Below are 21,156 nucleotides of genomic sequence, written 5' to 3' on the forward strand. Positions count from 1 at the left end.
GAAGGAGTCAGAATTCTGAATTCAGGATTTAGAATACTATATCCATGCCACACTATCCCGTCCGTGAAGTGTCTTGTAGAGTAAAACGGTGAGGAATGGGTATGGAGTAGATGCGAGCGCAGATGGAAAAACGACGGCGCAATGGTTTGCCTTTCGCCAAGATTATGATTTACTGATTTTAAATTGGATGTTGACCAAAGTCAGTAGGTTGATTAAATCCGCCAAATTTCTGAAAGCAATCTCGTCTTTGTCTAACCATCGCTAACCTTGACCCGGAAAACATGGCAGATTACTTGAATAAGTACCAAAAGTCTGATAGGAAAACCATACTAATGAGAATTTGGACTATTACTGCTGTGCTAGCTGTTTTTTGGCTAATATCTGGGGTCATCGGTTCTAAGCCAATCAACGCTACTTCTGTTTTGGTAGAAAATGCCATATCATCTCTGCCGTCAACGAATGCAAAACAGATTACTGTCAGTAACACCGAGTTTGGTCTGAAGAGAGTTGACTCCAAAGGAAACGTTACCATTTTCCAGACAAAAAGAGTGCCACTTCAGGAAGGAAATACCTACGGGTGGCGGATTCAACTCAAAAACTACCAAGGTGAAGTGAAATGGCGTGAAGTCTTGTATTTACCAAAACCTCCAGAAACTTGGGGTACAGATAATGGTGAAGATTTTTCAATATCAGCAGACGGCAAGACATCTGTAACACGACGCACGCAGTCGGCTTCAGAAGGTGTAATTGAGAATTTTTGGACAATTGCCCCTGGCGATCCAGTTGGTAAGCATAGAATAGAAGTCTATATTGATAACCGTTTGATCGGTACTTTCCAGTTTGAAGTTATTCCAGTTAAGTAGAGATGAAGGGCATTGGGCATGGGGCGTTAGGAGTGGTGAGTAATGAGTAATGAGTAATGAGTAATGAGTAATGAGTAATGAGTAATGAGTTAGGAGTTATTCTCCCCCTGCTCCCCTGCTCCCCTGCTCCCCTGAAGCTGAGGAGTATCTTAGAGATAGAAGTTTGATTCTTGTTAGGTGGCGATCGTGAATACAGAGGAATTTCTGCGATTGATCGAAAAGCAGCGCCCATGTCCTCAGACACTACCAAAAGGGCTGCAAGCAATGTGGTATGACAACAAAGGTGATTGGAACAAAGCTCATGAAATAGTTACAGATGCCAGCGATGTTGACAGTGCCTGGGTTCATGCTTACCTGCACCGCAAAGAAGGCGATTTGAACAATGCCCATTTCTGGTATCAACGCAGTGGTCAACCAGTATTTTCAGGAGAACTAAGCCAGGAATGGGAACAAATAACTTCTGTATTGCTAAAGAAGGTGAACGCAACGCATGAATGCTGAAGAATTAAAAAGGCGTTTTGCCGCAGGAGAAAGATATTTTCCAGCCGTCAACTTGAGTCGGGACAAGCTGATTGGAGCCGATTTGCCGGGAATTAATTTATGGGGATCTGACTTGAGTGGAGCTAACTTAGCTAAAGCTAAACTCTGGGGAGCAGATTTGAGTAGAACTAATTTAGCCAAAGCGAATTTGACCAGAGCTAATTTGAGCGGTGCCAATCTGAATGAAGCAAATCTTCGGGGAGCAAAACTCAACTATGCCAAGTTGTATGGAGCTAATCTGACTGGCGCTTACTATGATGAAAGTACGCGGTTTTCTAGAGGTTTTGACCCTATCAGTAAAAATATGCGGAAGGTGTGAAGGGGATTGGGGGCAGAGGGGCAGGGGAGAAATCAATTCAAAATTCAAAATTCAAAATTCAAAATTCACGCATTCAAACATTGTAGAACTTCTGCCTCCTGGCTCCTCTTTCCCCATGCCCAATGCCCAATCTCCTTTAAATAACTGATACATGTTGATGTGAACCATCCATAGACGATATCAACATTTGTTCAAAGACTTTGGAAAGAGCAGTTTGAAAACGCTGACGATGCTTGATTTTGAAAAAAGGTCGAACTATTTCTGCGTAGGCATAGCCTGCCTTAGTCATCGCACTGTTGACTTCTCTATTATCAATAACTCGAATTGCCCGCAGAGTTCCTAGCTGGATTTCTTTTTTTACCATCAACTCAGAAATTCCAGTTGCGCCTACTCCATTTTCAATTGCGGCTTTTGCCATCTCACCACTGGCGAACACTAAAATTACATTCAGTTCGCTGAGGTTGATCCCCCAATTTTGCAACGCTTCTTCAAACCTTTGTTGGGTTCCAGATTCTGGCACCCGCATCACCCAAGGAGTTTGAGTTAATTGGCTTAAATCAATTTCTCCCCACTCAAACCAAGGGTGTTTTTGACCAACTACAATTTGTAAGCGATCGCTCGCTACTATTTCGTACTCCAGAGTATTCTGAAGCGCTGGCTTCACATCACCTTCCACCAAACCTAAATCAAACTGTCCCATCGCTGTACCGACACAAATCGTTTCTGCATTGGCAAGGGTACAGTCAATCTGGATACCAGGATATTGGCTCTTAAACTCACTAATTTTACTTGGTAGCCAGTAGTTACCAATTGTCAGACTCGACCCTAATTTCAATTCACCCCGTTGCAGATTGTTCAATTCTCGCAATCCTCTTTCTGTCAAGGAAACTTGATCGAGAATTTTCTGCGCTTCCACTTGCAGTAATTTACCCGCCTCAGCAATCTCGATATGGCGACCAATCCGATGGAATAGTTTCACACCATATTCTTGCTCTAAGTTGTGGATCGCTGCACTGACAGCAGGTTGTGTAATATAAAGCTCCTCTGCTGCGCGAGTGAAGTGTAAGTTCTGCGCCACAGCCAGAAATATTTTTAGCTGCTCAAGCGTCATTCCAGCCATTTATCGTATCCCTAAGACTTAATGTCAAAATTTTAATCACTTTCATTTATCATTTTGACAAATAAAAGCATTTGATTCTATCGGTTAGTTTGACTAAAGTATAAATCAAAGCTTTTTACTTAGTCATTTGTCATTGGTCATTGGTCATTTGTCATTTGTCCTTTGTAAGTGACCAATGCCCCATGCCTAATTACCAAGCACGAACATAAGGACATCCACAAATGAACGATTTAGTAACTGCAATTACCACAGGGATTACCGCATTCACTGCCACCAACATCGATGATATTGTCATTCTGACGTTGTTTTTTTCACAAATAAGTAAAACGTTTCGCAGTCGTCACATCCTTGCTGGTCAGTATCTCGGTTTTGCAGCATTGATCGTTGCTAGCCTTCCCGGTTTCTTCGGTGGACTAATCATACCGCAGGACTGGATTAGACTACTAGGTTTTATGCCAATAATCATTGGTGTGAGCAGTTTACTAAAACGCGAAGAGGATTCATCTGAGGAAGCTGAAGAAGAAACCGAGCCGTCTTGTCCCTCTATAGTTAGGAGTTTTATTTCTCCACAAACTTGCAATGTAGCCGCGATCGCCTTTGCTAATGGCAGTGATAATATTAGCGTCTATGTGCCCTTGTTTGCCAACTCAGAATTAGACAGTCTGCTGGTGATTATAGGTGTATTCTTTACTCTAGTGAGTGTATGGTGTTATACCGCTTACAAGTTAACCTACTTGCCTGCGATCGCCAACTTTTTAACTGAAAATGGCAATACTTTTGTCCCTTGTATCTTGATTGGTTTGGGCGTATTTATTGTCACCGAAAATGTTACTTGGACTCTTTTATCTGTAGTTTCTAGTTATATATTTTCATTAGTTTTAGGTTTCAATACTCAGCCGTCAAGTGAAAAACAAGAAAAATTAAGTGTCTAATAAAGAGGTGCATCATCAATTTTCTGAGCAAAACAAATTCTCAACGGCAAAATATCTTACCCATCAACAGGAATCAAAACATGAAAATCTGGAAATCTCTGCTAATTGTCTTAATGATTGTCGCTAATCTAGCCTTTGCTCAACCTTCTTTTGCTGATAGACCAAAATTTAGCAAAAACCCTGATTACATCGAAGTCACTAAAGCTCTTAAGCAACTCTCTCAGACAAAAGATGCCCAAACTCAAGTTGAAGGTCTGACACCAGAAGAAATTCAAAAAAGAACCGAGGAATTAACACTGCAAAAATATGCTTTAGAGACGGGAATCAATTGGGGTCAATGCAACAACCAAACAGGTAATACCATAGCGGTATACGGTAAAAGACCAAATGATGAAGAAGATGAAGATGCCGTATACGAAAATGGTCTATATTTTCTAGCTGATGGTCAGTCCACTAAAAATAACTGGGATTGTGATGGCATCTATCTACCGAATGATGTCCAGGTAGAAAATTTCACCTCTAGTCCTAATGGACAAGGTGAAGAATTGACAGGAGCGGCGGCTCTGAAGATCCTTGATGGAACTCAGCTGGTAATTAAGAGGAATCCAGATACTGCTGCGATTGAATTGAATGTCCCGACTGTAAAAGTTGTTAACAGCAAAAAGGCTAACTGGTTTATCCCAGATATATCGCAGGATCTAATAAATACACGAGTTCCTAATGCGCCTAGCAATCAGTCTTGAAATAGAACTGCATAGTCTATTTTTGAATGATTGTTCTGAATTTAAATAGGGTGACAGCCAAAATCAGAGAAGAACAGGACAAACACTGGTGAAACATCTCTCTGATCTTGGCTCTTTTTTTTTGAATTTATCTATCCTCAATTTTAGGCTTGTTTTATTTTGATATCTGCATTAAAATTAATTTTGGAAAAAATGTACAATCACAACAGGCATATTTCAGTAGCGCAACTATTGTGCTGGGTGCAAGTCATCTGGAAAGAGATTTTCTACTACCTTCGCATTTTTTTGATCGGAGCCGCTTTGGGGATAAGGGTGTTATTGATGCAGTTAAAATTGAAACCTACAGAAGAAGAAAAAGATAAAAAAAAGCCAGGACGACTGAATCCGTCTAGAATCCGAGATCACTTGGCAAATGAGCGTACCTACCTCGCTTGGATGCGGACAGGAATCGCTCTTTTAGGTTTTGGTGTCGTCATTGTGCGTCTGCGTGCCTTCCATGTACCTTTAGTACCCCGTCCTGGCAACGGCTGGAAGTTAGGTTTAGTCTTCTCGCTGGTGGGTTTAATCACGGTGTGGCTGTCAACAGTACATTATTTTGCTGTCCGTCGTGATATCGAAGAAGATACTTACGAACCAACAGACCGATGGGTGTTGCTGTTCAGTCTCGCTGTGATGATTCTCGGAACTGGGGTAATCTATTTTGTTTTTACAACTTCTTTAGATCCAATGAGTCCAGTTATCCCTGAGTAATAGTATTTTTAAAACCGCACTTTGTATAACTCGAATAATTCCCCTGATTTATGCGTTACGACTTTAGCACCAGCGGCCTTAATCGTTTTTTCCCACTTAGCCAAAGGCTCTAAAAACACCTCAGCCCCTAAATAGGTTTCTAGAACTGCCCAATCTTCTGCTAGAGGCTGTTCTGGATTGAGAACGTCAAACACAAAATGTCCACCTGGTTTTAACACCCGCTTCACTTCTAGTAGTACGGCATCCCAATATTCGAGGGGAAAATAGCAGCTAAATCCGGTGGCGATCGCTAAATCAAATTGCTCTGATGGATAATTTAACTGATGAGCTGCTCCCAACTCAACCCCTTTGAACAGCTTAGAATTCAACTGCGGCCCGCGAGAATTCAGGGTATCGCGTGCCACATTACTGATTTCTTGCCCATGAAAAAACGCTTGCCAATCCCGCCAAGGATAGATTAAAAAGCTGATCCCACAGCCAATATCTATACAGTGTTGATTTTTTTGAGGTTTAGCAATTTCCCAAAAAGGGGAAGCAATTCTTCCTGAGAAACTCCCAGCAATCCACTCGCTAAATATCGGCATCGCCTGTACTTCTGCTGGGAGTTCAAAGGTTTCACGTTGATATTCTCGGTTAAAGCGATAGGCTATTTGGGCTAATCTTTCGTCCCAGTTGGTTGATTTGGGTGAACTAAAGAGATTTTGAAACTGAGAATCGGACTTTTTAGACATTTAGGTTTTTGCTACTCTTTCTAAGAATTGTAGTCAAATTTGCCAAGCGATCGCTTACAGCGGGTGGGTGCGCCATCGTACCTCCATTCAATCTCCTGCTATTTGTTCAAAGTCATGAGTATTAATGACTAATGACTAATAGACCTCTTGCAAAAATCCTTAAATCACCCCTCCCCAACCCTCCCCTTATAAAGGGGAGGGGGCAAGATTTTAAGTTTCCCCCCTTTATAAGGTGGGATTGATTAAGGGGGATCTATTCGACTTATGTAAGAGGTCTAATGACCAATGACAAATGACCAATGACAAATGACAAATGACTAATGACTCCTACTCAACTTTTTCATACCAGATACCTACTTTCTCAAAAGCACCATAAGCAAGCTTCAGAAAATTCACTATTCTCTGTTTTCCAATTATCCCAAATTCTTTATATTCTCTAGCCTCTGCAAAAGTCAGGCGATTTTGGTCAATTATGTTTCTTTCTCTGTATGCTAACTTCGGAAAATCTATAACTTTTATCTGATATTTATTTACTATGTTCTGATAGTTGGAGTCTGACTCTAGATGCTCCCAATCATCACACAGCCCTAAATTCCTCACCAGAATATGAGGGATTTTATCACCGTAAGTATTCACTGACTGAGCAAACAGGTTGATGCTGTCGTATCCTCCTGTCGATACAAACCATTTGCAAAACAGAACTCCCTGCGAACTTCCTAATTCAAGTAATTGATTAGATTCAATCCACCCTTGTACTGCTCTATGCGATTGTGCAGATAAATTCACAATTACTGGCTTCTCTATTGCCCACTCAAATATTCTATCTGCCTTATTTGCCTGTCGTTCATTCTCACTAAACACTGCATATTTACATATCTCCTTATATACCCCTGCGACATCTGGATTCGATCTATCTGTCTCCACTGGTACAAATGGGATTCTCTTATCCAGACAATACTGAATCATTGTCCTGGCAAAGAGAGACTTTCCTACTCCGCCTTTTTCACCATCCACAAAATGAATCGTCGGCATTACAGCCACCTCTAATAGTTATTAAAGTCTGATATATCTTTCCCAAACTAAGAACTTTTTGGCCATTGCCCCCAAGTATTTTGGTGGTTTTATGAGAAAGTATAGCCGTGATTTGGATATATTCCAACAGTCTCATTTTACACAGGCGAAGTCCGTCTGCGCGGACTAAAACAAAACAAGGGGCTTAAGCCCCTTGTTATAACCTGCAAAAGCAAGTTTTGTTTGTTTAGAAGTGGTTTCTAAGTGCCCTTTTAGCTGCAATATTAGCCTAAATCGAAAAGCAAGATTTCGCCGCCGATATTGGTGCTAATTTCTAGCTGTTCTTCGCCGTTGATTTGTACACCATCACCGGCTCTGAGTTCTTCACCATTTAGGTTAACTATGCCTTTGGCTACTTGTAACCAGGCATAGCGATCGCTTTTGACTTGATAATTAACAACATCACCATCCTCTAAAACAGATGTGTATAAATCAACATCTTGGTGAATTGTCACAGCACCATCGCGCCCATCCCTAGCAGCAATTAAGCGGAGTTTACCGCGCTTTTCTTCGATAGGAAAAGCTTTTTGTTCATATCTTGGCGTTATTCCTTCTCGATCGGGAAGAATCCAGATTTGTAGTAAATGGAGTGGTTCAGTTGGTGAGGGATTAAATTCACTGTGGCTGATTCCAGTTCCAGCGCTCATAATTTGGGCATCACCGGGGCGAATTACCGAGCCAGTACCCAAGCTGTCTTTATGCTCTACAGCACCTTCTAAGACATAAGTGAGGATTTCCATGTCACGATGACTGTGGGTAGGGAATCCAGCACCAGGGGCGATGCGATCGTCGTTAATTACGCGCAGAGAGCGAAATCCCATGCGGTTGGGATCGTAAAAACTACCGAAGGAAAATGTGTGATAGCTATCGAGCCAGCCCATTTTTGCATGACCACGGGCATTGCGATCGTGAATTAAGTGGGTAATTGTATTTTGAGACATAGATTTACCTCGCTGTTAATTAGTTGGTAAGCTTAAAAAAACCAAATCTTGTTGTTAGCGATCGCTAATCAAATATGGTTAAGTAAATGTGTAGCGCTTTATCGAATATAATTTTTAGTTTTGAACTTTTCTTACCTAGTTTTGAACTATTTAAATAGTAAAGCATATACATATAAAAAGAAAAGTACGCACTTAAAAGTGACGTACTTACCAAAAAGATACTATTAGATTTGAAAAAGCGGATTCTCAAAAGTGCTTATCTAAAAGCAGGAACTTTTTGAGGTTGAGTAGCACCCGCTTTGCCATTTTCTCCTTTGATTTCTGCTATTTGCAAATGAGCTTCTAAGAACCAGAGTCGTTTGTCAATGGTGCGAGAAATTTCGGTGTAAAGGTCAGCAGTATCGAGGTCGCCTAATTCATCAGTTTTATCGATCGCTTCCCGGAGATGTTTACCATAGGATGCATAACGATCTGACAAGGCTGTTACATGGTCTTTACCATCCAAAATATCTAAGGGATATTCTGGCAAAATTGAATTACTAGCTGCGGCGCGGGCTGTTCCAAAAGCGTATCCGCCTAAAGCTGTAACGCGTTCAGCGACCATATCGATGTATCCTTCTAATTCCCCAGCAAGTTCATCAAATAATAGGTGTAGCTGGTAAAAGTCAGTTCCTTTAACGTTCCAGTGCGCTTGCTTTGCTTGGGTTTTCAAATCCGAAGTAGCTGCCAAGGTTTGGTTGAGAAGTACCACGATTTGCACTCGCGCTTCGGCGGGAATATCAATACGGGTAGGGTACAAACGTGATGCAATGGTGTTGTCGCTCATGATTCTACGTTGTTAATGCCTTTTACATCTAACTCTACAGAATTGTTTGGCTTGGCGAAACTCTCTGACGACCGATTGAATTAATGCCTGAATATGTTAAACTTTATGACTATTAGTCAAATACGGTGGTTTTTTATAGTATTAAAAGTACCACCAAAAAGGCGATCGCGAATTACGTCATTGTACAAAAAGTCATGGGGAAAACCCAATTCAATTTGACTGATTTCATCTAACCGTTGCAGATGTTCTGGCGAAAGTGTGACTTCTATTGAAGCTAAGTTATCTTGAAACTGCGTTAATTTACGTGCGCCAATAATCGGAATAATCACACCACTTTGAGCGCGTAACCAAGCTAATGCTACCTGTGAAGGTGTATGACCAATTTCTGCCGCAACTTGACTAACAACTTCAGCGATCGCTAAATTCTTTTCAGAAATCCCTCCGCCTAAAGTTTCGAGTCGCCCTTGTTCAGCGCCTCCTTGAGAAGACCGATTATATTTACCTGTCAACACACCACCACCCAAGGGCGACCACGGTGTTACTGCTAAATCGAAGGCTTTAGCTAGCGGTAGCAAATCCCGTTCTGGTGTTCGCTGAATCAAACTATACTCAATTTGCAAAGCGACAAACTGCGTCCATCCTTGATAATGGGCGATGGTATTTGCTTGGGAAACGATCCAAGCGGGTGTGTCAGAAATGCCGATGTAAAGTACTTTACCTTGACGCACTACATCATCAAGCGATCGCAAGACTTCTTCAATTGGTGTTGTGAAATCCCAAGCGTGCAACCAGAATAAATCAATGTAATCGGTATTCAGCCGTTTCAGACTACCTTCCAAAGACTGAATTAAATTCTTGCGATGGTTTCCACTGGCGTTAGGGTCACCCTTTTGATCGTTCATCCGCAAGGGAAAGGAATATTTTGTCGCAACTACAAAGCGTTCGCGTTCTTTAGCAATCAACTCGCCGACAATTTTTTCACTGCTACCATCGGTATAACCGTTGGCGGTGTCAATGAAATTTCCCCCTGCTTCTGCATAGCTATCGAAGATTTTCCGACTTTCGTCAACAGATGCACCCCAACCCCAATCTTCACCAAAGGTCATGGTTCCCAAGGAGAGTTCAGAGACTCTTAACCCGCTTTTGCCCAAGAGTTTGTATCTCATGAATATTTTCTCATTAATGAAAAAACTATGGCATTTACCATTCCAAGGGCATGATAACTGGAAACTGGGAGTGATGTTTGACTTAATGCATCGACCTGCAATGTTAATACATCGACCTGCCTTGTTGCTGAAGTTGTAAGTACTAATTGGCAAGATGATTATGCAAGAAAGGTAGAAGAATACGCTTTTCTTAACATCCCAGAATATTGGATTGTGGACTTTCTTGGCTTGGGTGGTTTGCAGTTTATCGGCAATCCTAAACAACCAACATTTACGATTTGTCAGTTAGTTAATGGTGTGTACCAGCAACGACAATATCGCTTAGGAGATACTATTTCTTCTGGTGTCTTGCCAAATTTACAACTAAAGCTAGACGACATTATGCATATTTAAACTGGAGACTGGTTCGGTGAGGCAAGAGCGATCGCTATGGTTTTCTAAGCTAGAATACCAAAGTTGTGTTTTAGATATAGCAGTTGCCAGGTAGATTAGGACATAATGACAAGCGTAAATCTCAGGAATAGCAAGGTTTTTACCTCCTGCCTCCTGCCTCACTTCTCTACGAGAGGCTGCGCCAACGACTACGCTCAGTGACCACCTGCCACCTGCCTCCTGCTATACATCCGATAATTCAATTGTTAAAGAGCCATTATTTTTATGAATTACTTCGTAATCTACGACGGGAATTGTAATCTCTGCGTTACCCTGGTGCAATTGCTAGAAACTTTAGACCAAGGAAAGCTGTTTCGCTACAGTCCCATGCAAGATGAGCAGACAATTTTACAGTGGGGAATTTCAGCCCAAGATTGCGAACAGGGAATGATTTTAATTGATGGCAATGCCCCTCAAAGACGTTGGCAAGGCAGTAATGCAGCAGAAGAAATTGGGCGGTTATTGCCAGCAGGAAGTATATTTGTAGACGCTTATCGAGCATTACCGGGGATGAAATGGGCAGGCGATCGCTTTTACGAGCAAATCCGCGATAACCGCTACGCAATCTTTGGTAAACGTTCTAATACATATCAATCATCGTACTGTGTAGATGGTAGCTGCAAGCCAACTTAAGCTCAAATGCTTGCCCCACATACGCTTTACCCCACCCCAACCCCTCCCCTTGGCAAGGGGAGGGGCGGTTTTGGCTTTAGACAAAACCGGGGTGGGGTGACGCGGATAGTGATGGTAAACGAGTGGATTTAATATCAGGTGATTATAGAGCTTTCACGTGAAGTTGACACCAATGCTTCTGCCCCCTGCCTCCTGCCTTCTGCCCCTTTGGTCATTAGACAGAGTTTATTTTAGTCAAAAATCCCCCTCCAGATGCTAGCAAAATGTCTGCTAGACCAACCATTATGCTATCTGGCGTCTTTGTAAACATTGTGCAATCAATGACATTTGCGATCGCGCCATACCATAATTTGGCACAACAAAGAATCTGACGGGAGGATACTGCGTGAAAATTGGTGCTCAATACTTAGGTAACGGAGAGTGTGAATTTACAGTTTGGTCTCCGCTATTAGATAGCGTCACGGTAAAAATTTTGACGCCAGAACAGCAGTTAATTCCCCTCAAGCCTCAATCTGAGGGATACTGGCACACGAAAGTCAACGATGTGTATCCGGGTACGCTTTATCGGTATGTCTTGAATGGCCAAGACAACTTTGCCGATCCGGCGTCGCAGTATCAACCGGAAGGGGTACATGGGCCGTCGCAAATTGTCGATCATGACTTTGAGTGGACTGATGAAGGATGGGCGGGCATTCCTGTAGAGTCGATGATTTTCTATGAAGTTCACGTTGGGACATTCACGCCGGAAGGAAGTTTCACCGCCATTATTCCCCGTTTACCAGAACTGAGAGAACTGGGAATTAACGCCATTGAAATCATGCCGATCTCCCAGGTTCCGGGAGACACTCATATTGAAGCATCTCTGGCATACCGCAACTGGGGCTATGATGGCGTTTATCCTTATGCTGTCCAAAATTCCTATGGTAGTCCAGCCGAACTCAAGCAACTGGTAAATGCTTGCCATCAAAATAATATCGCCGTTGTGCTGGATGTGGTGTATAACCACTTTGGGCCGGAAGGCAATTATATGAGTCAGTTCGCGCCCTACTTTACTAAAACCTATAAAACGCCGTGGGGCGAAGCAATGAATTTCGATGATGCCCATAGTCAGGGTGTGCGAAATTATTTTATCGAAAATGCGCTTTACTGGTTGGGCGAATTCCACATTGATGCATTGCGGCTGGATGCTATTCAAGCAATTTATGACTTGGGAGCCAAGCATTTTTTATGGGAATTGGCGGAAGCAGTTCATCATTTCTCACAACAAGGACAAAGATGGAAACGCCATTTGATAGCCGAAAGTGACTTGAATAATCCGCGAATAATTCGTCCAGCAGAATTGGGTGGATATGGACTCGATGCTCAGTGGAGTGATGATTTTCACCACGCATTGCATACACTGTTGACAGGCGATCGCCAAGGATATTATCAAGATTTTGGGAAATGTGCCGATCTAGCAAAAGCTTATAGCGATACTTTTGTCTACGATTGGAAATACTCGCCCGATCGCAAACGATTTCATGGCTTATCTTGCCGCGATCGCCCTTTGTCACAGTTTACAGTCTGTATTCAGAATCACGATCAAATCGGCAATCAAATGAAAGGAGAACGCCTCGGCCAGAAAATCTCTTTTGAGGGATTGAAATTAGGTGCTGGGGCTGTGCTGCTATCGCCCAACTTACCCCTGTTGTTCATGGGAGAGGAATACGGCGAAACTGCACCCTTTATTTACTTTGTCAGTCACTCCGATCCAGATTTAATTCAAGCAGTTCGAGCCGGACGCAAACAAGAGTTTGAAGCATTTCACTTCGCAGACGATCCCCCAGATCCAGAATCATCAGAAACTTTCCTCAAGTCTAAACTTAATTGGGAATTACGCAATCAAGGAAATCACAAAGTTCTCTGGGATTGGTATCGTCAGTTAATTAATTTACGGAAGACACATCCAGCACTTCTCAACCAAGACCGCAATTTCATCGAAGCAACTAGCGATGAAGAGAAAGAGATAGTCATCGTGCGGCGTTGGTGCGAATCGAGTGAAATAATATTTGTGATGAATTTCAATTCGTCGGCAGTGACAGTAACTTTGCCGTTTGAGCAAAATGCTAATAAATTGTTAGACTCTGCTGATACCTCATGGTCTGGGCATGGTTCTGAAGCTGCTGAACATCTGTCTGCGGGTCAAGAAGTGAAATTGCAACCTACTAGTTTAGTACTCTATGAAAAAGGATGAGGGAGATAGTTAGAACTTAAAGTTTCAGTCTTATAACCTCAAGGTTCGAGCAAAAAGGCTTAATGTTTGAGCATAAAGGCTTAAGGTTCGAGCAAAAAGGCTTAAGGTTCGAGCATAAAGGCTTAATGTTTGAGCATAAAGGCTTAAGGTTCGAGCATAAAGGCTTAAGGTTCGAGCATAAAGGCTTAAGGTTCGAGCATAAAGGCTTAATGTTTGAGCATAAAGGCTTAATGTTCGAGCTAAAAGGTTGTTTGAATAATGGTTGGCTGCGATCTTAGGCACTTATCGATCTCCCCTAACCCCCCTTAAAATTTACCCCACCCTAACCCTCCCCTTGTAAAGGGGAGGGAACTAGATTAGATTTCTTGTTTCCCCCCTTTACAAGGGGGGATTAAGGGGGGTAACACCTTTTTGCTGCCGAGAAGAGGATTTTTCAAACATCCTCTAAAAGGTTCAGCGTTTAACCTCAAAACCTCATCTTCCTTATCCCCCTTACTCCCCACTCCTACTAAAAAAATATGCGAATTCCCACCGCCACTTATCGAATTCAGTTTACACCTCAGTTTGGCTTTGACAACGCCAAAGCGATCGCAGCTTATCTAGCAGACTTAGGTGTTTCCGATTTATATGCTTCCCCCATTTTCAAAGCCAGATCCGGGAGTACGCACGGCTACGATATAGTAGATGCGACTCAACTTAACCCAGAACTGGGAACTAATGAGTCCTTTGATGCATTAGTTGCTGAAGTTCAATCCCTTGGTATGGGCTGGTTACAAGATATTGTGCCCAACCACATGGCCTATAGCAGCGAAAACGATTACTTGATGGACGTATTGGAACACGGCCCAGATTCCAGCTATACCGACTACTTCGATCTTTCTTGGAATGCTCCCTTTGGCGATCGCCAAGAGCGAATTCTCGCTCCTCTGCTGGGAGATTTCTATGGTACATCCCTGGAAAACGGACACATTCAACTGCAATACGAACAAAACGGTTTAACCGTCAACTATTACAGCTTAAAACTGCCACTGCGGCTAGAATCTTATACAAAATTTATCAGCCATAATTTAGGTAAACTCACGCGCACACTGGGACGCAATCATCCCGATTTTATTAAACTATTGGGGATTCTCTACATTCTCAAAAGTGTGCCCTCAGAAGTTGCCGGAAAACAGCGACAAGACCAAATCGCATTTATTAAAGGATTGCTTTGGGAACTCTACACCACAAATGATACCATCCGCGAGTTTATTGACGAAAATCTCCAAACATTCAACGGAGAACCCGGTAATTCAGAAAGCTTTAACCTCCTAGATGAATTACTGAACGACCAGTTTTACCGCCTCGCCTTCTGGAAAGTTGGCGCGGAGGAAATGAATTACCGTCGTTTCTTTACTGTCAATGAACTGATTTCCGTTAAGGTTGAAGAAGTGCGGGTTTTTAATAATACCCACAGCCTAATTCAGAAACTAGTTGAAGAAGGCAAATTTACTGGTTTACGGATTGACCATATTGATGGACTTTATAACCCAATCCAGTATCTCGAAAGACTGCAAGAAAAGATGGGAGATGTTTATATCACCGTCGAGAAGATTTTAGAACTCACCGAAGAGTTGCCGGAAAACTGGGAAATAGAAGGTACGTCTGGATATGACTTTTTAAATTATGTAAATGGCGTATTTTGTCAAACGGAAAATGAATCAGCCTTCGATAAAATTTACCAAAACTTTATCAGTTCCAGAGCAGATTATGCATCGGTAGTAAAAGATAAAAAGCACCTGATTTTAGAAAAGAATTTAGCAGGCGATATTGACAATCTGGCTCTTTTGTTAAAGAACGTTTCCAGCAAATATCGCTATGGCAATGATTTTACACTGAATGGATTAAAAAGAGCGATCGCCGAAGTTTTGACACTGTTCCCAATTTACCGCACCTACATTACGCCCGATGGAATTGGAGAAAGCGATCGCGCTACCATTCAAGAAGTAATTCGCCAAGCCAAAGAACAAGTGCCCCTGTTGCAGAACGAACTGAATTTTATTGAAAAGTTAATGCTGCTAGAGTTTGATAATTCTCTGACTCAAACAGAACGCGAACAGTGGATATATTTTGTCTTGCGAATGCAGCAATACAGCGGCCCGCTAATGGCAAAAGGCGTAGAAGACACCACATTATATGTTTACAATCGGTTGCTGTCGCTGAATGAAGTCGGCGGAAATCCCGGACATTTTGGCATCGAATTAGCCAAATTTCATGCCTTTAACAAACAGCACCAAGCAACCTGGCCTCACACAATGAACACCACCGCCACCCACGACACCAAACGCGGCGAAGATGTGCGAGCCAGGTTGAATGTTCTCTCAGAAATCCCTAATGAATGGGATCAGCAGGTAAATACCTGGAGTGCGATTAATCGAGGACATCGGAGCGATCGCCACGGGTTTGCGATGCCCGATCGCAATGACGAGTATTTTCTCTATCAAACCCTAGTAGGGGCGTTTCCCTTTGCCGAACACGAACATGCCTCCTTCGTGGAACGGGTGAAAGACTATATAATAAAAGCAATACGAGAAGCCAAGGTGCATACAGCCTGGTTACGACCTGATAGCGAGTATGAAGAAGCTTGTACCTCCTTCATAGAGAAAGTACTCGATCCTGCTATATCCGGGGAATTTCTAGAAGCCTTTCGTCCCTTTCAACAGCAAATTGCAGAGTATGGGATATTCAATTCCCTTTCCCAAACTTTACTGAAGATTACCGCACCTGGCGTACCCGATTTATACCAGGGAACGGAACTTTGGGAACTGAGTTTAGTCGATCCAGATAATCGCCGTCCCGTGGATTTTGAACAGCGACGTACTTACTTAAGCGCCATCCGCGAACAGGTAAAAACAGACATTTTGGGACTAATTCAGGAGTTACTAAACGACAAAACAGACGGCAGAATTAAACTGTTTTTAACGGCTCAATTACTCCAAGCCAGAACAAACTATGTCTCATTATTCCAGGACGGCGATTATTTACCGTTAGAAGTTCAGGGAACCTACGCCAATCATATTATCGCCTTTGCACGGCGGGAGGGGAATCAAACAGCGATCGCGATCGCGCCCCGCTTTTTAACCAGCCTCATCCAGCCAGGAGACAATCCTTTAGGCGAGTCAGTTTGGCAAGATACGCACCTGCAACTACCCCCTGGAACTTCCCCCACTTGGAAAAACGTCCTAACTCAGCAACCCTTACAAACTACAGAAACCCTATCAATCGCAACAGCCCTTACCCATTTCCCAGTTGCCCTGTTAATTAGCACTGCCGAGTAAAAACAAAAATCTTGTCCCACGCAGAGAGAACCCTGTAAAACCTCAGCGTTCCTCTGCGTTTCCCTTGGCGTTCCTTTGCGTTAAAAAAACAATTCTGTAATTATGACCCCAACACTTACCACAGCGCAGATTGAAGCTGTGCGCCTCCACATCAAAAAAACGTGGAAAACTTTAACGCGATCGCACGAACACTTATTACAATCTGCCAAGGATACCAAACTAGACCATAAAAGAGAAACTCCCTGGATTGTCTACATTTCCCCTTCAGAAGATTGTCCCAACATTCAGACTGTGTTGGAGCGATCGCTATCTCCAAAAGATATGCAACAGCTAGAAATTCGCACTTTGCCAGCAGAAGCAGAAGCAATTAAAGAGCATGGGTTACTATACCTACCAGGGCCTTATGTCGTACCAGGTGGTCGCTTCAACGAAATGTATGGCTGGGACAGCTACTTTATATTGCTAGGACTTTTGCACGATGGAGAATTGGAGCTAGCACAAAGCCAAGTCGATCAATTGTTGTACCAAGTACAACATTACGGCATTATTCTCAACGCCAACCGGACTTATATGCTGTCGCGATCGCAGCCCCCTGTCCTGAGTATGATGGTCTTGGCGTTATTCCAGCACACCCAAGATGAAGAGTGGTTAAAAGCAACCGTACCTCTGTTAGAGCAATTTTATTATTACTGGGTAGTACCGCCCCACCTGAATGCTGCAACCGGCTTATCCAGATTTTATGCCTTTGGGGAAGGGCCAGCGCCAGAAGTTTTGTTTTCCGAGCGAGATGAAGAGGGAAAAAGCCACTACGATCGCGTCAAGGAATATTACCAAACCTTTGAGGTTGAAGATTACGATGTCAATCTTTACTACGATCGCGAAAATGACAAACTGACCAATCTATTTTACAAAAGCGATCGCACCATGCGCGAGTCTGGTTTTGATATCACCAACCGATTTGGCCCCTTCAGCGCTGATATTCTCCACTACGCTCCTGTGTGCCTCAATAGTTTCTTGTATCAGGTGGAACAAGACATGGCGCAAATTAAGCATATTCTGGGGAACGAACAATTGGAACAAAAATGGAGCAATCGCGCAGATATCCGCCGCGATCGGATCGATCAATTTCTCTGGGATGAAGAACAAGGATTATATTTCGACTATCATTTCCAGAATGGAAAACGCCGCCGCTACGAATTTGCTACCACGTTCTATCCTCTCTGGCTGGGAATTGCTTCTCCAACTCAAGCCAAACGCGTCGTAGAAAATCTCTCTTTGTTTGAAGCCCCAGGCGGAATTTTTACCAGTACTCGTGTCACCGGCAATCAGTGGGATGCTCCCCTTGGCTGGGCACCATTGACATTAGTTGCAGTCCTTGGACTTCACCGCTATGGGTATCATACAGAAGGCGATCGCATTGCCAACAAATTTTTAGCTATGGCAGTTAAAGAATTCGAGCGTCACAATACTTTAGTTGAGAAATATGATGTTGAACGCTGTTCTGCCAATGTTTCTGAAGAAATCTGCTTTGGGTATAGTTCTAACGAAGTTGGTTTCGGCTGGACAAATGGAGCGATTCTGGAACTCTTAGCAATCGGCGATCGAAAAGTTTAAAGTCAGAATTCAGGAATCATGAATCAGAATTTAGAATATAGAAGGAATCTAGTATGATTGGCATATTTATTCATTCAATATTCTCCTGACTCCTGAATTCTGAATTCTGACTCCTAAGGAATAATCACAATGGTTCAATCAGCTTCAAAAGTTCTAACCGTTGATGAATTTATTAGCCATTACGGTGAGTGCGATCGCTATGAACTAATTGATGGTGAATTAATCGAGATGGAACCAACCGGGCCACACGAGCAAGTATCTGCATTGATTGGGCGAAAGCTGAATGTAGAAATCGATCGTCAGGATCTAAGCTACTTTATTCCCCATCGCTGTCTAATCAAACTCTTAGGAACAGAAACAGCTTTTCGTCCCGATGTGATTGTGTTAGACCAAACTCAATTAATTAATGAACCATTATGGCAACAACAACCTGTAATTACATCAGGAAACTCAATAAAACTGATTGCTGAAGTTGTCAGCACAAACTGGCAAAACGATTATGCCCGTAAAGCCGAAGACTACGCCCTGTTAGGAATTCCTGAATATTGGATTGTTGATTATTTAGGTATCGGTGGCAGAGAATATATTGGTAAACCCAAACAGCCAACGGTGACAATTTGCAACCTAAGAGAGGATGAGTATCAAAAACAATTATTTCAAAACAACGATCGACTTATCTCCTTAATCTTTCCCAACTTGCAACTAACGGCACAACAAATATTTTCGGCTGGACAATCTGTTATTAAGTAGTTTATGTCAAGCGCAACGCAACTCTAGCAATCCTATTTGATTGCTTCTCCACCGAGAAAATCAGACCTCCGACTTATTGAAGAAGTCGGGGATCTTTTTGTTCATAAATATTTTTCACATACCGGATCGGCATCTACCAATTATCATCTCTATCTTCGTCGTAAGGCTCACCTGTAAAAGGTTGTACGCCAACAGCAGGATAAGCATCATCCGTAGGGCCAAAAATCCGCATTGCAGCTTCAGAAATATACTGGGTTATGTTCGCAATGATTTTGGAAATATCCATAATATTGGACTCCTTCTTTTTGAGTCGCTTTAATAGTGATGCTTATACTCTAATCCTAATACTCAAGCCTTGCTCATATTCTCAATATATTGAGAATATATGCAATGTTTATTCAGATAACTTTGCAATACTTTAGCTTGTCAAAAAGTCAAATTTTTCTCTTCGATTCTAATTGTAACATAGTTGTTTCTTTCAACCCATTTGGAAAAAGAGCGAAGCAAAACAAACTTTCTCTGACAGGATATTATTTCCCTTGATTAGCCGCCCGATTTAATTAACATTATTGCTAGCCATTACTATTAAAAAATATTAATTATTTGATGAAATTAGTATTAAGCTACCGATAAATCTACTGTTCTACGGCAATCTCAGACAATATACTTGCAGGGAGTTGACATTATTTATGGTAAATATTACCATAAATAAAAGAAGCATCTTGTAAGGAAGCTCTTGCATGACCACTTTGCCAGATTTGGACTATGTATATAAACAGCAAAGCCAGCAGAACCCGGAACTTAACCTTTCTGCCGATGACTACAGCTTGCTGACCGACCTTTACCAGTTGACGATGGCAGCTTGTTACACAGGCGAAGGTATAGAAAAACGACGGGCAAGCTTTGAATTGTCTGTCAGACGGTTGCCAGAGGGTTTTGGTTATTTAATTGCGATGGGGCTGACGCAGGCATTGGAATATTTAGCCAAAATCCGCTTTAGTTTGGCGCAAATTGCAGCATTACAGGCAACGGGAATTTTTGCTCACGCAGGCGATCGCTTTTGGTCACTTTTAGCTGAGGGAAAGTTCACGGGTGATGTTTGGGCTGTACCAGAAGGGACAGCGGTGTTTGCCAATCAACCACTGTTGCGGGTGGAAGCACCCCTTTGGCAAGCGCAACTAGTAGAAACTTACCTGCTGAATACGATTAATTACCAGACTTTGATTGCCACAAAAGCAGCCCGGTTGCGGGATGTAGCAGGGGAATCAGCAACACTTTTAGAATTTGGCACCAGACGAGCATTTAGTCCCCAAGGGTCTTTATGGGCAGCACGGGCGGCGTTGGCAGGTGGGTTAGATTCCACTTCCAATGTGTTAGCAGCGCTACAACTGGGACAACAGCCAAGTGGTACGATGGCACACGCCTTAGTGATGGCATTGTCAGCAATAGAAGGCACTGAAGAACAAGCTTTTAGTGCATTTCATCGCTATTTTCCGGGTGCGCCATTACTAATTGATACTTACGATACCATTGCTGCTGCCCAGCGCTTGGCCGAAAAAGTAAATTCCGGGGAAATGCAATTAACAGGAGTGAGATTAGACTCAGGAGATTTAGTTACCTTATCAAAACAGGTGCGATCGCTCCTTCCCGGTGTGCCAATTTTTGCTAGTGGTGATTTGGATGAGTGGGAAATTGCCAGATTAAAAGCTGCTGGAGCGCAAATTGATGGTTACGGACTGGGAACGCGACTAGTTACAGGTTCGCCTGTCAATGGAGTTTATAAACTTGTAGACATTGATGGCATCCCAGTCATGAAGCAATCGAGTAGTAAAGTTACTTATCCAGGACGCAAGCAGATTTTTCGCTCGTTTACGGGAGGTAAGGTAAAAGCAGACAGGTTGGGACTCTTAGATGAAATTGCTTTGGATGAAGAACCTTTGTTGCAGTTGGTAGTGCAAGAAGGTGAACGGATACAGCCTTTGGAGTCGTTGGCAACAATTCGTCAGCGTACCGTCGCCTCAGTTGCGAGTTTGCCACAACAAACACGGCGTTTGGATCGTCCTGTGGCTGTAGAAGTGGAGATTTCTGAGGGGTTACGGGTGTTGACTGAAGAAACTAACAAACGAACCGCAGAGGCACAAAGAACACAGAGGTAAGAAGTACTCTTTCAGTCTG

General features: G+C 42.7%; 20 protein-coding genes and 1 pseudogene. 14 read left to right on the forward strand and 7 right to left on the reverse strand.

Going from position 1 to position 21,156, the window contains the following annotated elements; all coding sequences use genetic code 11:
* The first annotated feature begins 332 nt into the window (after positions 1-332).
* From RMZ95_RS13675 to RMZ95_RS13685, 3 genes are all read left to right on the forward strand, one after another.
* Complete coding sequence (locus RMZ95_RS13675) at positions 333-863, forward strand: hypothetical protein (RefSeq protein WP_322670977.1); 531 nt, start codon at positions 333-335, stop codon at positions 861-863.
* 186 nt (positions 864-1,049) lie between these two features.
* Entirely contained in the window at positions 1,050-1,364 is a 315-nt protein-coding gene (locus tag RMZ95_RS13680) for a hypothetical protein (protein ID WP_322683027.1), read from the forward strand.
* Positions 1,354-1,722 (forward strand): pentapeptide repeat-containing protein, encoded by a 369-nt coding sequence (locus RMZ95_RS13685; protein WP_322670979.1) that lies wholly within the window; start codon positions 1,354-1,356, stop codon positions 1,720-1,722. The genes RMZ95_RS13680 and RMZ95_RS13685 overlap by 11 nt, the downstream gene beginning before the upstream one ends.
* A 136-nt stretch (positions 1,723-1,858) precedes the next feature.
* Here the strand turns inward: RMZ95_RS13685 and RMZ95_RS13690 are convergent, their stop codons facing one another.
* Positions 1,859-2,842: a LysR substrate-binding domain-containing protein gene (locus RMZ95_RS13690; protein WP_322670980.1), complete on the reverse strand. Its 984-nt coding sequence runs from the start codon at positions 2,840-2,842 to the stop codon at positions 1,859-1,861.
* Between the two features lie 221 nt (positions 2,843-3,063).
* Between RMZ95_RS13690 and RMZ95_RS13695 the strand changes: the two genes are divergently transcribed.
* From RMZ95_RS13695 to RMZ95_RS13705, 3 genes are all read left to right on the forward strand, one after another.
* Positions 3,064-3,774 (forward strand): cadmium resistance transporter, encoded by a 711-nt coding sequence (locus RMZ95_RS13695; RefSeq protein WP_322683028.1) that lies wholly within the window; start codon positions 3,064-3,066, stop codon positions 3,772-3,774.
* An 80-nt stretch (positions 3,775-3,854) separates the two neighbouring features.
* A complete protein-coding gene (locus RMZ95_RS13700) occupies positions 3,855-4,517 on the forward strand; it encodes a hypothetical protein (protein WP_322670982.1) in 663 nt (220 codons plus the stop codon).
* Positions 4,518-4,838: 321 nt separating this feature from the next.
* On the forward strand, positions 4,839-5,267 hold the full coding sequence (locus tag RMZ95_RS13705; RefSeq protein WP_322661105.1) for a DUF202 domain-containing protein: 429 nt from the start codon (positions 4,839-4,841) through the stop codon (positions 5,265-5,267).
* Positions 5,268-5,275: 8 nt separating this feature from the next.
* Here the strand turns inward: RMZ95_RS13705 and RMZ95_RS13710 are convergent, their stop codons facing one another.
* From RMZ95_RS13710 to RMZ95_RS13730, 5 genes are all read right to left on the reverse strand, one after another.
* Positions 5,276-5,998 carry a class I SAM-dependent methyltransferase gene (locus tag RMZ95_RS13710; protein ID WP_322670983.1) on the reverse strand — a complete coding sequence of 241 codons (723 nt, stop codon included), beginning with the start codon at positions 5,996-5,998 and terminating at the stop codon, positions 5,276-5,278.
* A gap of 327 nt (positions 5,999-6,325) precedes the next feature.
* On the reverse strand, positions 6,326-7,030 hold the full coding sequence (locus tag RMZ95_RS13715) for a mobilization protein (RefSeq protein ID WP_322670984.1): 705 nt from the start codon (positions 7,028-7,030) through the stop codon (positions 6,326-6,328).
* A 263-nt stretch (positions 7,031-7,293) separates the two neighbouring features.
* Positions 7,294-8,010 (reverse strand): pirin family protein, encoded by a 717-nt coding sequence (locus RMZ95_RS13720; protein WP_322683029.1) that lies wholly within the window; start codon positions 8,008-8,010, stop codon positions 7,294-7,296.
* 256 nt (positions 8,011-8,266) lie between these two features.
* The gene (gene dps / locus RMZ95_RS13725; RefSeq protein WP_322683030.1) at positions 8,267-8,836 is read right to left on the reverse strand and encodes a DNA starvation/stationary phase protection protein Dps; all 570 of its coding nucleotides are present in this window, start codon (positions 8,834-8,836) and stop codon (positions 8,267-8,269) included.
* Between the two features lie 116 nt (positions 8,837-8,952).
* Positions 8,953-10,002, reverse strand: coding sequence for an aldo/keto reductase (locus tag RMZ95_RS13730; RefSeq protein ID WP_322683031.1), 1,050 nt, complete (start codon positions 10,000-10,002; stop codon positions 8,953-8,955).
* Here RMZ95_RS13730 and RMZ95_RS13735 point away from each other — a divergent pair.
* From RMZ95_RS13735 to RMZ95_RS13765, 7 genes and pseudogenes are all read left to right on the forward strand, one after another.
* Entirely contained in the window at positions 10,001-10,141 is a 141-nt protein-coding gene (locus RMZ95_RS13735; RefSeq protein WP_322683032.1) for a hypothetical protein, read from the forward strand. The genes RMZ95_RS13730 and RMZ95_RS13735 overlap by 2 nt on opposite strands.
* Positions 10,108-10,395 (forward strand): annotated as a pseudogene (locus RMZ95_RS13740) (Uma2 family endonuclease); the annotation flags it as partial. The gene RMZ95_RS13735 and the pseudogene RMZ95_RS13740, both read left to right, overlap by 34 nt.
* Before the next feature lie 264 nt (positions 10,396-10,659).
* Positions 10,660-11,067, forward strand: coding sequence for a thiol-disulfide oxidoreductase DCC family protein (locus RMZ95_RS13745; protein ID WP_322683033.1), 408 nt, complete (start codon positions 10,660-10,662; stop codon positions 11,065-11,067).
* Between the two features lie 385 nt (positions 11,068-11,452).
* The gene (gene treZ, locus RMZ95_RS13750) at positions 11,453-13,300 is read left to right on the forward strand and encodes a malto-oligosyltrehalose trehalohydrolase (RefSeq protein WP_322683034.1); all 1,848 of its coding nucleotides are present in this window, start codon (positions 11,453-11,455) and stop codon (positions 13,298-13,300) included.
* Positions 13,301-13,818: 518 nt separating this feature from the next.
* The gene (gene treY, locus RMZ95_RS13755) at positions 13,819-16,617 is read left to right on the forward strand and encodes a malto-oligosyltrehalose synthase (RefSeq protein WP_322683035.1); all 2,799 of its coding nucleotides are present in this window, start codon (positions 13,819-13,821) and stop codon (positions 16,615-16,617) included.
* A gap of 102 nt (positions 16,618-16,719) precedes the next feature.
* Complete coding sequence (locus RMZ95_RS13760; protein WP_322683036.1) at positions 16,720-18,231, forward strand: trehalase family glycosidase; 1,512 nt, start codon at positions 16,720-16,722, stop codon at positions 18,229-18,231.
* A gap of 129 nt (positions 18,232-18,360) precedes the next feature.
* The gene (locus RMZ95_RS13765; protein WP_322683037.1) at positions 18,361-18,981 is read left to right on the forward strand and encodes a Uma2 family endonuclease; all 621 of its coding nucleotides are present in this window, start codon (positions 18,361-18,363) and stop codon (positions 18,979-18,981) included.
* 133 nt (positions 18,982-19,114) lie between these two features.
* Here RMZ95_RS13765 and RMZ95_RS13770 read toward each other — a convergent pair whose 3' ends face one another.
* Positions 19,115-19,267, reverse strand: coding sequence for a hypothetical protein (locus tag RMZ95_RS13770; protein WP_194041182.1), 153 nt, complete (start codon positions 19,265-19,267; stop codon positions 19,115-19,117).
* A 454-nt stretch (positions 19,268-19,721) separates the two neighbouring features.
* Between RMZ95_RS13770 and RMZ95_RS13775 the strand changes: the two genes are divergently transcribed.
* Complete coding sequence (locus RMZ95_RS13775; RefSeq protein WP_322683038.1) at positions 19,722-21,137, forward strand: nicotinate phosphoribosyltransferase; 1,416 nt, start codon at positions 19,722-19,724, stop codon at positions 21,135-21,137.
* The last annotated feature ends 19 nt before the right edge of the window (positions 21,138-21,156 follow it).

The sequence above is a fragment of the Nostoc sp. DedQUE07 genome (assembly GCF_034530975.2).
Classification (GTDB): Bacteria; Cyanobacteriota; Cyanobacteriia; order Cyanobacteriales; family Nostocaceae; genus Nostoc.

Excerpts from the sequence above, each read along its gene's own strand:
- RMZ95_RS13675 (WP_322670977.1), top strand. The coding sequence starts at position 333 with ATGAGAATTTGGACTATTACTGCTGTGCTAGCTGTTTTTTGGCTAATA.
- RMZ95_RS13685 (WP_322670979.1), top strand. The coding sequence starts at position 1,354 with ATGAATGCTGAAGAATTAAAAAGGCGTTTTGCCGCAGGAGAAAGATAT.
- RMZ95_RS13690 (WP_322670980.1), bottom strand. The coding sequence starts at position 2,842 with ATGGCTGGAATGACGCTTGAGCAGCTAAAAATATTTCTGGCTGTGGCG.
- RMZ95_RS13695 (WP_322683028.1), top strand. The coding sequence starts at position 3,064 with ATGAACGATTTAGTAACTGCAATTACCACAGGGATTACCGCATTCACT.
- RMZ95_RS13700 (WP_322670982.1), top strand. The coding sequence starts at position 3,855 with ATGAAAATCTGGAAATCTCTGCTAATTGTCTTAATGATTGTCGCTAAT.
- RMZ95_RS13705 (WP_322661105.1), top strand. The coding sequence starts at position 4,839 with ATGCAGTTAAAATTGAAACCTACAGAAGAAGAAAAAGATAAAAAAAAG.
- RMZ95_RS13710 (WP_322670983.1), bottom strand. The coding sequence starts at position 5,998 with ATGTCTAAAAAGTCCGATTCTCAGTTTCAAAATCTCTTTAGTTCACCC.
- RMZ95_RS13715 (WP_322670984.1), bottom strand. The coding sequence starts at position 7,030 with ATGCCGACGATTCATTTTGTGGATGGTGAAAAAGGCGGAGTAGGAAAG.
- RMZ95_RS13720 (WP_322683029.1), bottom strand. The coding sequence starts at position 8,010 with ATGTCTCAAAATACAATTACCCACTTAATTCACGATCGCAATGCCCGT.
- dps (WP_322683030.1), bottom strand. The coding sequence starts at position 8,836 with ATGAGCGACAACACCATTGCATCACGTTTGTACCCTACCCGTATTGAT.
- RMZ95_RS13735 (WP_322683032.1), top strand. The coding sequence starts at position 10,001 with ATGAATATTTTCTCATTAATGAAAAAACTATGGCATTTACCATTCCAA.
- RMZ95_RS13730 (WP_322683031.1), bottom strand. The coding sequence starts at position 10,002 with ATGAGATACAAACTCTTGGGCAAAAGCGGGTTAAGAGTCTCTGAACTC.
- RMZ95_RS13745 (WP_322683033.1), top strand. The coding sequence starts at position 10,660 with ATGAATTACTTCGTAATCTACGACGGGAATTGTAATCTCTGCGTTACC.
- treY (WP_322683035.1), top strand. The coding sequence starts at position 13,819 with ATGCGAATTCCCACCGCCACTTATCGAATTCAGTTTACACCTCAGTTT.
- RMZ95_RS13760 (WP_322683036.1), top strand. The coding sequence starts at position 16,720 with ATGACCCCAACACTTACCACAGCGCAGATTGAAGCTGTGCGCCTCCAC.
- RMZ95_RS13765 (WP_322683037.1), top strand. The coding sequence starts at position 18,361 with ATGGTTCAATCAGCTTCAAAAGTTCTAACCGTTGATGAATTTATTAGC.
- RMZ95_RS13770 (WP_194041182.1), bottom strand. The coding sequence starts at position 19,267 with ATGGATATTTCCAAAATCATTGCGAACATAACCCAGTATATTTCTGAA.
- RMZ95_RS13775 (WP_322683038.1), top strand. The coding sequence starts at position 19,722 with ATGACCACTTTGCCAGATTTGGACTATGTATATAAACAGCAAAGCCAG.